The organism is Pseudoalteromonas sp. ECSMB14103 (assembly GCF_000813065.1).
In the GTDB taxonomy this organism is placed as follows: Bacteria; Pseudomonadota; Gammaproteobacteria; order Enterobacterales; family Alteromonadaceae; genus Pseudoalteromonas; species Pseudoalteromonas marina.
Genome location: NZ_JWGY01000001.1, coordinates 58,471 through 71,047 on the forward strand (window position 1 = coordinate 58,471; position 12,577 = coordinate 71,047).

Annotated in this window: 9 protein-coding genes; 4 read left to right on the top strand and 5 right to left on the bottom strand. The window is 40.0% G+C overall.

The features are described 5' to 3' along the window. Positions 1-6: 6 nt before the first annotated feature. From hslV to priA, 3 genes are all read right to left on the bottom strand, one after another. Positions 7-525: an ATP-dependent protease subunit HslV gene (gene hslV / locus RF53_RS00235; protein WP_006793089.1), complete on the bottom strand. Its 519-nt coding sequence runs from the start codon at positions 523-525 to the stop codon at positions 7-9. A 79-nt stretch (positions 526-604) separates the two neighbouring features. Beyond that, positions 605-1,132: an SPOR domain-containing protein gene (locus RF53_RS00240; RefSeq protein WP_006793090.1), complete on the bottom strand. Its 528-nt coding sequence runs from the start codon at positions 1,130-1,132 to the stop codon at positions 605-607. 20 nt (positions 1,133-1,152) lie between these two features. Further along, positions 1,153-3,339: a primosomal protein N' gene (priA, locus tag RF53_RS00245; protein WP_039036258.1), complete on the bottom strand. Its 2,187-nt coding sequence runs from the start codon at positions 3,337-3,339 to the stop codon at positions 1,153-1,155. Between the two features lie 231 nt (positions 3,340-3,570). Here priA and rpmE point away from each other — a divergent pair, with 231 nt between their 5' ends. Then, a complete protein-coding gene (gene rpmE / locus RF53_RS00250; protein WP_006793092.1) occupies positions 3,571-3,786 on the top strand; it encodes a 50S ribosomal protein L31 in 216 nt (71 codons plus the stop codon). 620 nt (positions 3,787-4,406) lie between these two features. Then, positions 4,407-5,648, top strand: coding sequence for a malic enzyme-like NAD(P)-binding protein (locus tag RF53_RS00255; protein ID WP_006793093.1), 1,242 nt, complete (start codon positions 4,407-4,409; stop codon positions 5,646-5,648). A gap of 68 nt (positions 5,649-5,716) precedes the next feature. Here the strand turns inward: RF53_RS00255 and metJ are convergent, their stop codons facing one another. Next, positions 5,717-6,037 (bottom strand): met regulon transcriptional regulator MetJ, encoded by a 321-nt coding sequence (gene metJ, locus RF53_RS00260; protein WP_006793094.1) that lies wholly within the window; start codon positions 6,035-6,037, stop codon positions 5,717-5,719. Positions 6,038-6,236: 199 nt separating this feature from the next. On the opposite strand from metJ, the gene metB reads away from it, so the two are divergent. Together metB and metL are read left to right on the top strand one after the other, a co-directional pair. Continuing rightward, positions 6,237-7,466, top strand: a complete 1,230-nt coding sequence (gene metB / locus RF53_RS00265) for a cystathionine gamma-synthase (RefSeq protein ID WP_039036259.1) — start codon at positions 6,237-6,239, stop codon at positions 7,464-7,466. 5 nt (positions 7,467-7,471) lie between these two features. After that, positions 7,472-9,817: a bifunctional aspartate kinase/homoserine dehydrogenase II gene (metL, locus tag RF53_RS00270; RefSeq protein WP_039036260.1), complete on the top strand. Its 2,346-nt coding sequence runs from the start codon at positions 7,472-7,474 to the stop codon at positions 9,815-9,817. Between the two features lie 148 nt (positions 9,818-9,965). On the opposite strand, the gene RF53_RS00275 is transcribed toward metL, so the two are convergent. Next, complete coding sequence (locus RF53_RS00275) at positions 9,966-12,467, bottom strand: penicillin-binding protein 1A (protein ID WP_039036261.1); 2,502 nt, start codon at positions 12,465-12,467, stop codon at positions 9,966-9,968. Between the last annotated feature and the right edge of the window lie 110 nt (positions 12,468-12,577).

Genomic DNA, 12,577 nt, shown 5'->3' on the forward strand with positions numbered 1-12,577 from the left:
TTCCTATTATAATTCTTCAATAGTTTGGAAGTTGTTAGTAAATACGCAGATATCACCTGCAATAGTTAGGCTTTTTTCTACTATTTCACGAGCGCTTAAATCGGTGTTTTCTAATAACGCGGTTGCCGCCGATTGGGCAAAGTTACCACCACTACCAATGGCAATTAAGTCATTTTCTGGCTGAACGACGTCGCCGTTACCGGTGATAATTAAAGAGGCAGTTTCATCGGCTACAGCTAAAAGGGCTTCTAACTTTCTGAGTGCACGGTCACTACGCCAATCTTTCGCCATTTCGACAGCAGCTTTGGTGAGATTACCTTGATGCATTTCTAGTTTGCTTTCAAAACGTTCGAACAGGGTGAAGGCATCAGCAGTACCGCCGGCAAAACCTGCGATTACTTTGCCATTATAAAGGCGTCGAACTTTACGGGCGTTACCCTTCATTACGGTATTACCCAATGAAACTTGGCCGTCGCCACCAATTACAACTTTGTTGTCGCGGCGTACACTTACAATAGTGGTCATGTTATTCCTCATCATCGAGTTGCAGGGGCAACTCGTTAAAAACGATTATGATGAGGTTATATGGGTGAATGGTTTATTTTCAAGTCCAGCCCCAAATTCCGCAGCCGACGACTTTGACACGCTTGAGTTTATTTTTATCACTTTCTGCTTGGCGCTTCGTTTTATAAGGCCCTAAACGTACTTTATACCAAATACCTGTTTCGCCTTTGGTTTCTCTTATTTCAGATATAAGACCAGCAAAGGCTATTTTAGCTTTTAACGATTCAGCCTGTTCATGAGTCCTGAACGAGCCGCATTGCATAACATAAGGACCTTTTTGTTCAATTTCTTTTACTTCTACTTGCACTTCATGGTTTCTGATTTCTTTTATAAATTCAGGCGCACGAGGAACGACCACTTCTATTTTTTCTTTTTCGGCTGGGTTAGTTTGTTTTTCAACAAGCTCGGGGTCGGCATTATTTTTAATAAACCATAATCCATAGGCAAAACCGCCCACAAGCAAAGCTGCAACAATTACCAAAAGATAAGGGAATGGCTTTTTAGCAGGTTCTTTTTTGGTGTTTTTTCTATTTTTTGGTTTTTTATTAATGTAATCGTGCTGTGCCATAGCGTTATTTTGGCCTTAACCTAAATCATATCTATAGGGTCTACATCTAAACTCCAGCGAACTTTTTGTGCAAGTTTACTGGTGCTTAAATAATCAACCATTTGCGCAAGATACTGATGTAATATGCGGCGATCTTGCGCTTGAATGTGCAATTGAAACCGATACATACCCGCAATTCTTTCTAATGGGGCAGGGATCGGACCGAGCAATTGTATACCAGATACCCCGTTAACTGGAACCAAATCTGTCAAAAAGTCGACGACTAGTTTAATACTTAGCCCTTGTGCGCGGACTATAGCCATATTTGTGATGGGAGGTAAGTCGGCGTCATCACGCTCGCTTAACGCAAAGCGTGCAAAATCTTGGTAACCATTATTGACCAAATCTTGTAAAAGAGGATGTTCTGGGAAATGTGTTTGTAATAACACCTGGCCAGGCTCTCCTGAGCGACCAGCACGTCCTGCTACTTGAGTCACTAACTGCGCTAAATGTTCCGTTGCTCTGAAATCGCAGGAATATAGGCCGCTGTCTACGTCTAAAATTATGACAAGGCTTACATCAGCAAAGTGATGACCTTTTGCAAGCATTTGCGTACCTACTAATATGCGCGCTCCACCTAAATTAATTTCGTCTAGGGCTTTTTCTAAACTGCCTTTACGACGAGTTGAATCGCGATCAATACGGGTTACTGGCGTATCAGGAAACTCGTTTGTTAAAAACTCTTCTATTTGTTCAGTCCCTTTGCCATTAGGGAATATTTGCGTGCTCCCGCAATCAGGGCATTGATGAGGTACTTGATGTTGGTCGCCACAATGGTGGCAAATCATTTGACCAATCGCTTTATGGAACGTGGCACTAGTACTGCAACGGTTACATTCACTTAACCAACCACATTCATGGCAAATAAGTGTAGGTGAAAAACCACGACGATTTAAAAATACCATAACCTGTTTACCACGATTCAAATGTTGGCGCATAGTAGCAAGGCTTGCGTGAGCAATACCCGCCTGATCGGGCTGGCCTTTCATGTCGAGTAATTTAAATTGGTTATCGGTTGAGGTTTGAGCGCGCTCAGTCAGGCTTAATAGTTGGTACTTATTATTAATGGCTTTATGCAAGGTTTCGAGCGCTGGAGTAGCACTGCCGAGTATAAGTGGGATTTTATGCTGGAATGCCCGATAAGCTGCTAAATCTCGAGCATGGTAACGAAGGGTATCTTGTTGTTTAAATGATGAGTCATGTTCCTCGTCAACTACAATCATACCGAGCTTTAAAAAGGGTAAAAAAATACTTGAGCGCGTACCTATTACAATAGCGCAACTCCCTTTTTCGCAAAAGCGCCATGTTTGTAGGCGTTCGTTATCGGTAAGTGCAGAGTGCCATAACATGATGGGTGTATCTGGAAAGCGGCGACGAAAACGGTTTACCGTTTGAGGGGTAAGGCCTATTTCGGGGACAAGCACTAAGGCTTGCTCACCTCGCTTTAATACTTCTTCAAGACATTGAAGATAGACTTCGGTTTTCCCACTACCGGTAACCCCTTCTAATAAAAACGTGTTAAAGCCTTTACTTTGATTAATTGCAGTGCAAGCTACGGCTTGCTCTTTATTCAGTGTAGGCTTACTACCCACTGTTGGTGCAGTACTTTGCCACTGATTATCATGTTCTATGGTTTGTGTAACAAGCGCTTTTGCAATAAGGCTATCGATAGTTTTTTTACTAAAGCCGAGTGCTTTAAGCTCGGTTAATGATGATTTACCTGACTGTGCAAGTTGCTTTAATAAGTTAAGTTGAGTTTTTGCTTTGAGTGACGGAAGCTTTGATCCTTTTTCTGTCAGCATAACCATATTGATACTGGTTTTATCCGGTGACTCACCTTGGCGCAGCGCGCTTGGTAGCGCTATATGAATTGTTTCGCCGAGTGGGTAGCAGTAATAGCGAGATGTAAAACTCAAAAGCGCAATGTGCTCAGATGATAAAATAGGCGCGTCATCAATTACTTCGATGATGGATTTTATTTTGTTTTCGGGGACGTCGGTTTTGCTTTTAATAGCTAAAACAACGGCGACTTTTTTTTGGTTACCAAAAGGCACCAACACACGCATACCCGGTTTTAGTGGTGATGTCATGCCATCGAGTTGCTTATCTACTTTATAATCAAAGGTGCGCGGTAAGGGGACTTTTATAGCGACTTCAGCAAAACACATAGCAACTCAACTCATAAAATTAATGATGTAATGTACTAAAAATAACGTTAAAAACCTACTAGCAAATATTGCTTGCTTGAGTGTCTGCCTACTTTTTTAGCAAAACAGTTAATAATAGCTTGTGTGTTTGATGGTAGTTGGATAAAATCCGCGACCAACAAATTTGTTTTAACGACGTATGGTGCCAGACTTCGGGTTTGGAGAGCGATGCGGCCTTAACTAGAGGTTTCTATGAAAGAAGGTATTCACCCTAAGTACGAAGTAATTTCTGCAACTTGTTCATGCGGCAATAAATTCGAAACAAGCTCTACTTTATGTAAAGACATTCACCTTGACGTATGTTCAGCGTGTCACCCTTTTTACACTGGTAAGCAAAAAGTTTTAGACACTGGCGGACGTGTTGATCGTTTCAACAAGCGTTTCGGTGCACTTGGTAGCAAGAAGTAATTTTTGCTGTCTTGTTAAATTAAGCACCTTAGGGTGCTTTTTTTATGCTTTTAATTTAGTTATACCAATTTAATAGTAATAACGTTTCGATTTAAAAAATTAAGTTTTACACGAACGGTGTCAATGTTTTTTAATATAGGACAACTAAATAACAAATTATTTAGCTTATTGCTCGATTTTCATATTTCTCTGCTATGCATAACTATTTCCTGTTCTTATTCTGAATATGCATAAACCTTTACAGACAAACCGCAAATTATTCTCTATATTTTTAATTAGTTCATTTTTTAACTAAGTAGTTAAATGTAGCTAACGTGAAGTTATATGTTTTTAAAGTATGTGAATAAGTCTATTTTTGCTTATTTTTATAGTACTTTATTAAGATATTTTATAAAAAATAATGAAAGAACAAATGTGCCTTTAGAATCCGTTATTGGATGAATTTTTATTTATAAAGTGTCGATATAATTTACAAAAGTTATTGAAAAACCTCTTAAAATTAATCGAACTAGCATATAACAGGATAGACCTGATATTGCTTGGAATTTAAAAATAATAAGGGTATCGTAGCCTAAACTTCACCTCTCACTTTTACTTTAATTGCAGGATACAATCGCGTTATGTCAGACTTTCGTGAACAAGCACTACACTATCATTCGCATCCCGTTCCAGGAAAAATTAGCATTGAACTAACAAAGCCTGCTGAAACGGTAAAAGATCTCGCATTAGCATATAGCCCAGGAGTTGCAGAACCCGTACGTGAAATCGCTGCAGATCCTGCAAACGCTTATAAATACACAGGTAAAGGGAATATGGTTGCGGTTATCACTAATGGTACTGCAATTTTAGGCTTAGGTAATTTAGGCCCACTTGCTTCAAAACCTGTAATGGAAGGTAAGGCGTTACTGTTTAAGCGATTTGCTGGCCTTGATTCTATTGATATCGAAGTGAAACACCGCACTACTGAAGACTTTATTAATACAGTTGCTAATATTGCCGACACGTTTGGCGGAATTAACCTTGAAGATATTAAGGCGCCAGAGTGTTTTGAAATAGAAAAAGCATTGATTGAGCGCTGCAGTATCCCGATATTTCATGATGATCAGCACGGTACTGCCATTGTAACTGCTGCGGGTATGTTGAACGCGCTTGAGGTGCAAGGCAAGTCTATCGAAAATGCGACTATTGTGTGTTTGGGTGCTGGTGCTGCTGCGGTTGCTTGTATGGAGCTGTTAATTAAGTGTGGTGCTTTGCGCGAGCACATTTATATGCTTGACCGTAAAGGTGTTATTCATACTCGTCGTGATGACTTAAATGAATACAAAAAACTTTTTGCTAACAATACAGACAAGCGCACGTTGCAAGATGTTATTGAAGATGCAGATGTATTTGTTGGTGTATCGGGGCCTAATCTATTAGCTGCCGATGATTTAAAATTAATGGCAGAAAAACCAGTTGTGTTTGCTTGTTCAAACCCAGATCCAGAAATTGATCCTGCACTGGCTCATTCTGCTCGAAACGATCTAATTATGGCAACGGGTCGATCAGATTACCCTAACCAAGTTAATAATGTACTGTGTTTTCCGTTTATATTCCGCGGTGCTCTTGATGTACGCGCCAGTGCAATAAATGATGAAATGAAAATTGCAGCTGTAGAAGCGATAAGAAGTATTGCCAAAGAGCCTGTACCTGCTGAAGTACTGACGGCTGCGGGTGTTGATAAGCTGGAGTTTGGTGATAAGTATATTATTCCAAAACCAATGGATCCTCGTTTATTACCACGCATTGCAAAAGCGGTTGCAATAGCTGCTGTAGAGTCAGGTGTTGCACAAATTGATTTACCAGAAAACTATATGGAATAACGACTAAGTCGTAATTTAGATACAAAAAAACCTCAATTAATTGAGGTTTTTTTGTGTCTAAATTACGTTTAGTCTTCGTTTAAAACAGGCACTTCTAGCCCCATTTCTTGCATTATTTTTTTCACTTCTTCAGGCACTTTTTCGGCGTTGTCTTTACGTAAGTCGTCGTCGTTAGGCAAAGGTTGACCGGTAAATGCATGTAAAAATGCTTCACAAAGTAATTCACTATTTGTTGCATGACGTAAGTTATTAATTTGACGACGCGTGCGTTCGTCCGTTAATACCTTTAATACATTTAGTGGGATTGAAACGGTAATTTTTTTTACTTGTTCTGATTTTTTCCCGTGTTCTGCGTATGGGTGAATATACTCACCATTCCATTTAGCCATAAGATGTATCGTCGCCTCAGATTAATAATTGCTCATATGCACTACAATGCATATGAATATGCGTGAAATTCTATCGATTTAAAAAAGATAGTCAAATACTAGTTGTTTAGCCATCTGGAGCTTTAAATGTTTTGACATCTTTAATAAGATAAATTACTCTTTTAGACGTCTAAACATCCAAATTAAATAGGTGACGAATATGAGCGAAAAAAATAAAGCAACCATTGCAGTAAGAAGTGGTGTTGAAGCAGACAAACATCATGGCGCAGTTGTCGCACCTATTTACTTATCAACCACCTATTCGTTTGCCGACTTTGATACAAAGCGTCAATACGATTACGGGCGAAGTGGTAACCCCAATCGTGATATTTTAGCCGAAACCTTGGCTGAGCTTGAAGGCGGCGCACGCGGTATTATTACTGCTACGGGTATGTCTGCCGTTCATTTGGCTACGCAAATCCTGAATCATGACGATACGTTAGTGATCCCACATGATTGTTACGGCGGAAGCTATCGTTTATTTACTTCACTGCAAAAGCGCGGTTTGCTCAAGCTAGAAGTTTTAGATTTAACACAAGCACAAAGTTTAGATAAAATTTTAGCAATTAAACCTAAGCTAATTTGGATAGAAACACCAAGTAACCCATTACTACGCTTAACTGATATTAAAGCAATAACCGATGTTGCTAAACAGTGCGGTGCTTTAGTCGCCGCCGATAACACATTTTTATCACCAGCATTACAAAACCCTATTAAATTTGGTGTTGATATAGTTGTACATTCCACCACCAAGTACATCAATGGTCATTCAGATGTAGTGGGCGGTGCGGTGATTGCTGCTTCACAAGAGCTGGGCGATGAACTGGCATGGTGGGCAAATAATATAGGTATTACAGGTGCGCCATTTGATAGTTATTTAACATTGCGCGGGTTGCGAACACTAAATGTGCGTTTAAAGCAGCATCAAGAAAACGCATTAGCGATTGCTAAATACCTAGAAAAGTCGGAATTTGTTCGCCAAGTTTATTACCCAGGTCTTGAATCACACCCACAGCATGAATTAGCCAAAGCGCAGCAACTAGGCTTTGGTGGCATGGTGAGTTTTGATATTAAAGGAGACGTAAACGATGCTGCGGCGTTTTTAACCAGCTTACGTGACTTTAGCTTGGCAGAGTCTTTGGGCGGAGTAGAGAGCCTAATATGCCATCCTGCAACCATGACCCATGCTGGCATGGAGCCTAAAGCTCGTCTTGAAGCGGGGGTGGGCGATACACTTATTCGAGTTTCAGTAGGTATAGAAGATATAAACGACTTATTAGCTGATTTAGAGCGCGTGTTTCAGCTTGTAAAGCCAGGCAGTAAAGCAAATTTAAACAAAGGAGCAGGCGGTGACATTAAATTAAGTGCCGCTCATCCAGCGCTTTGGTGAACAATATGACACAAACAGTACATAAATTTGGTGGTTCAAGCCTTAGTTCGGCTCAGCGGTATGAGCGGGTTGCGAGTATTATTTTAGAGCATACTCAGCCGGGCGATTGTGTTGTTGTATCTGCGGCGGGAAAAACAACCGATACTTTAGTAAAGTTATGGCAAAGCTATCAGCAACAAGATACGCATGTCGTTGCTGATATATTGCTGCAATTAAATAATCATCAAACTGATTTAATCACACAGTTACTTCATGCAGATCTTAAGCGAACTGCTTTAACGCGTTTGCATAGTGAACTAACAGCGATTAGTGAATTGATAAAAAACCAAGGCTTGAAAGAGGCTCCCTTGCTTGCTCATGGTGAGGTATGGTCTGCACGCTTATTGGCGCTTTACCTTACGCAATTAAATATTAATGCTTGTGACCTTGATGCTCGAACACTTTTTACATTAAATAATGGGCAATTGTTACATACCCAAAATGCGCAGCAATGTGCGAAGTTTATAACCCCAGGCTGCATTAATGTTGTTACAGGCTTTATTGCATCAAGTACGTTGGGTGATACGGTTACACTTGGCCGTAATGGGAGTGACTATAGTGCAACCTTACTCGCTAATTATTGCCATGCTAAGCAGGTGTGTATTTGGACTGATACACAAGGTGTATACAGCACAGACCCTCGCAAAGTTAGTAAAGCGGTTAAATACAATAAAGTATGTAGAGGTCAAGCTAACCTATTAGCGCGATTAGGTAATCCTGTTTTACACGCTAAAACGCTTTCTCCTTTAAGAAGCAGCGATATAAAACTATCTGTTCGTAGTAGTTTTGATGTGCAAGCAACGCCTACAGATATAGTTAAAGAAGGAAATGTAAAACAAAAGCGTTTTATTACCACGTTAAACAACATCGATTTATTAACAGTTGAAAAGCTGGCCGAAGGCGAAGTCGCAGATGTTAGCCAGCTTATTCAACACAGCATTCATCACTTTAGTCAAAATGGTGAAACTTATTTAGTTGTCCCCTCTGCTTCAACATATAAAGTTGTTAGTTATTTTGAGGGTAGAGCAAACATTAGCGAGTCGAGCTTAAATGGCTGTGCGGTTGTAGCGCCTGTTAATGATATTTCAAAATTGAATGTATTGGCTATTGATACGTTAAATGCTCATGCCATCGAGCCCCGCTTTACTCACCAAGACAGTGGATACATTTTACTATTAACGGATCAGGTTATAGATAGCGATATACTCAGTGTTTTACACGATAAGCTTATTAATAAAGGCCAAGAAGTTGCTTTAATAATCGCGGGCCTTGGAAATGTGGGAGAGGTATTTATAGAGCAGCTGTCAGCTCAATTCGAGCGTTTCTCTGATGACTTTACAATTAAATTGGTTGGGTCAATACGCTCTGAAACGTTACTTTTTAATCCCAGTGGTATAAACATTGCTGATTGGAAAACGCATTTTCTCTCACAAAGCAAAGCTTATAATAACCAAACATTACTAAACATAATTAGTGAACTTGATTATGAGCATAAAGTGGTTGTTGATATTACCGCAAGCGAGGCATTTAGCCAGCTATACCCGGAGTTTGTTGCATTAGATTGCCACTTGATCAGTGCTAACAAATACGCTGGAACTGCAGATACAGCATGGTATAAAGCTTTGCGTACGAGTATTAGTGAGCGAAATTTGCATTGGCGCTACAACACAAGCGTAGGTGCAGGCTTGCCTGTTAACTTTGCATTGGCAGATTTGCAAAACAGTGGTGACAAAATCACTCGTATTGAAGGTGTTTTTTCAGGCACGTTATCGTGGTTATGCAGTAAGTTTGACGGAACAATACCATTTTCTGATCTGGTGCTTGAAGCACAAAAGATGGGGTTCACAGAGCCCGATCCGCGTGAAGATTTATCAGGACGTGATATGCAGCGTAAACTGCTTATACTTGCCAGAGAGCTTGGTTTAGAACTCGACCTTGATGATATAAGCTTATCAGCACTCATGCCCGAAACGCTTGCTATAGGAAGTTGGGACGACTTTTTAGCTAATGAATCCACACTCAATGACTTTATTGACGCTCATGCTGCAAATGCCAAAGCACAAAGTTCCGTACTTCGTTACACGGGTTTACTTGAAATTACGGAAAACAAAGTAACCGCTCAAGTAGGTATTACTTATACTCCTATTGGTGATGCGTTAGCTAATTTAACACCTGGCGATAATATTTTTGTCATTAATAGTAAGTGGTATAGCGCTAACGCTCTTGTGATTCAAGGGCCTGGTGCGGGTAAGGAAGTAACCGCGGCGGGTATTCATTCTGACTTATATTGGCTGGTACAAAATATAAAATAAAGGTTACAAGGGCCTTGTATCAATCCGCAATAATACCTAATCATTTTGCGGGGCTAAACGTGTCGCTACATGCGTTAAAAAATTCTTATTTAGAACAGCTAAATTTGGTATCAACTAAAAACGGCAGCCAATGGCTGCCGTTCTTTATTTAAAACAGTTCTTCTTCTGTTTTAGTGTCTTCTTCAAATATATCTGTTGGTTGAGACATTACGTATTTTGTGGGGGCGGTGCCTTTGTCAAAATACTCAAAGCGACTGGTGTAATCATTTTTATGACTTAATAAACCGGTTTCTAAATCAATCCGAATAGACACTAAACCTTCTGGCGGCTCTATGGGGGCTTCAGGTTTACCTTCAAGCGCAACTTTCATAAACTCAACCCAAGCTGGCTGTGCTGTTTTAGCGCCAGATTCAGCCCCTGATATTTGCCCGTTATCAAGATTATTATTGTATGAAGTTCTGCCTAGCGGGTTGCCAGGGTTATCAAAACCAACCCATACCGAGGTCATAACATTTCGATTAAAGCCACTAAACCAAGTATCTACAGAGTCATTAGTTGTGCCTGTTTTTCCTGATAGATCACGACGGCCTAATGCTTGAGCGCGCCAACCTGTTCCTGACCAACCCGTTTTATGTGACCAGTTTCCACCTCCCCAAACAGCGCTATGCATTGCTTGAGCAATTAAAAATGCATTTTGTTTTGATATGACCTGAGGGGCACATTTTAATTGTGGCGTATCAGTATTTTGTTGTGGGAATAATCCAGTAGCATTGTCTGGGGTTAATGACTGATCTGAAGTGTCGTCACACACTACTGAAGGATTAGCTTTAAACAAACTGTTACCGTAAGCATCTTGGATTTCTGAGATAAAGTACGGCTCAATCAAATGCCCACCATTCGCAAATGCACTCATACCGCGAGCTAGTTCAATTGGAGTAATTGAAGCACTGCCCAGTGCTAAGGATTCACTGCGGTTGATGTCTGAATTTTTAAAGCCAAATTTTAGTAAGTGATCTGCTGTTCGTTGCAAACCAACACCTCGGAGCAAACGAACTGATATTACGTTTTTAGATTGTGCTAACGCGCGACGAATTCTAATCGGGCCATTGTAAACAGCCGGACTATTCTTAGGTCGCCATGCCACACCTTGGCTTTTATCCCACTGATTAATTGGCGCATCGTTTAAAATTGAGGCGAGCGTATAGCCGTTTTCAAGCGCAGCAGAATAAATAAATGGTTTTATGTTTGACCCCACTTGGCGCTTTGCTTGAATAGCTCGGTTGTATTGGCTCTGTTCAAAGCTATAGCCGCCAACAATGGCTTTAATGCGGCCATCTTGTGGGTCAAGTGAAACAATTGCGCTTGATGCTTCAGGTAGTTGGCTTAGTTCATACTCGTTATTGCTGTTCTTACGCACCCAGATTTGCATTCCTGGCGTTAATATTTCAGTTGCCGTAGTTGGAGCAAAACCTTGGCGATAACGAGTTATGTATTTGCGTGCCCATTTTAAGTTGTCCCAATTCAGGTTTATTTGCTCTGCATTTTTAAGCAATACCGTGGCATTTTTTTCATCCACGTTAATAACAGCAGCTGCTTTTAACGTTCCTATCTCTTTGGCTTCATTGAGTTTAGCTAGTATTTTCTCTTCACTTAGCGCTGATTGTTTTTCAGGATCCCATAAAATAGCGGTTGGGCCTCTAAAGCCATGACGCATATCGTAGCTATGAAGATTATTAACTAGCGCGGTTTGCGCCGCTTTTTGTACTTTAGACTCAACAGAGGTAAATATCTTAAAGCCTGAATTATATGCCTTGTCTATTCCGTAACGTGAAACCATTTCTGCACGCACCATTTCAGAAATGTACGGTGCGTATAAATCTATTTCAGCACCATGAAAGTAAGCGGTAATAGGTTGGCTTGTTGCATCATCATACACGTCTTGTGTTATGTAGTTTTCAGTTAATAAACGACCAAGTACAACATTACGGCGTGCTTTTGCACGGGTAGGGTTGCGAATTGGGTTTAACGCCGAAGGCGCTTTTGGCAAGCCAGCAATCATCGCCATTTGAGCAAGCGTTAAGTCTTTTAACTCTTTACCGTAATAAACTTGAGCGGCAGCTCCAATACCAAAGGCGCGGTTACCTAGCTCGATTTTGTTTAGGTAAAGCTCTAAAATTTCATCTTTAGTAAGTACATTTTCTATGTGTAGAGCGATGAATATCTCTTTTATTTTACGGATATAAGCTTTTTCTCGGGTTAAGAAAAAATTACGTGCAAGTTGCATGGTAATAGTACTAGCACCTTGTTTTTTCTCGCCTGTAGAAATAAGAACAATAGCAGAGCGAACTATACCAATAGGGTCTATACCTATATGGTCATAAAAGCGATTATCTTCAGTTGCTAAAAATGCATCAATTAAAGGTTGTGGGATTTCATCAATAGTGACCGGAATTCGACGTTTTTCACCAAATTGATTGATCAAGAGGCCATCTTTAGTGAATACTTGCATAGGAGTTTGTAATTGCACGTCTTTTAAAACTTGCACACTGGGGATATCAGGTTTAACGTAGTAATAAAGACTGACCAAAGTTATCAGACCGATTAACGTACAAATGATAAAAAATTGTAAAGTTCGTTTTAATAAAATCACTTATATTTCCCTAAATGGACTCCCAATTGCGAGTTTGGACTGATAGTATATATTGATTAAAAAATGAATAATATTTTTTCAGAAAAAAATTATAACTTGTTTATTATTAA

Excerpts from the sequence above, each read along its gene's own strand:
- hslV (WP_006793089.1), bottom strand. The coding sequence starts at position 525 with ATGACCACTATTGTAAGTGTACGCCGCGACAACAAAGTTGTAATTGGT.
- RF53_RS00240 (WP_006793090.1), bottom strand. The coding sequence starts at position 1,132 with ATGGCACAGCACGATTACATTAATAAAAAACCAAAAAATAGAAAAAAC.
- priA (WP_039036258.1), bottom strand. The coding sequence starts at position 3,339 with ATGTGTTTTGCTGAAGTCGCTATAAAAGTCCCCTTACCGCGCACCTTT.
- rpmE (WP_006793092.1), top strand. The coding sequence starts at position 3,571 with ATGAAAGAAGGTATTCACCCTAAGTACGAAGTAATTTCTGCAACTTGT.
- RF53_RS00255 (WP_006793093.1), top strand. The coding sequence starts at position 4,407 with ATGTCAGACTTTCGTGAACAAGCACTACACTATCATTCGCATCCCGTT.
- metJ (WP_006793094.1), bottom strand. The coding sequence starts at position 6,037 with ATGGCTAAATGGAATGGTGAGTATATTCACCCATACGCAGAACACGGG.
- metB (WP_039036259.1), top strand. The coding sequence starts at position 6,237 with ATGAGCGAAAAAAATAAAGCAACCATTGCAGTAAGAAGTGGTGTTGAA.
- metL (WP_039036260.1), top strand. The coding sequence starts at position 7,472 with ATGACACAAACAGTACATAAATTTGGTGGTTCAAGCCTTAGTTCGGCT.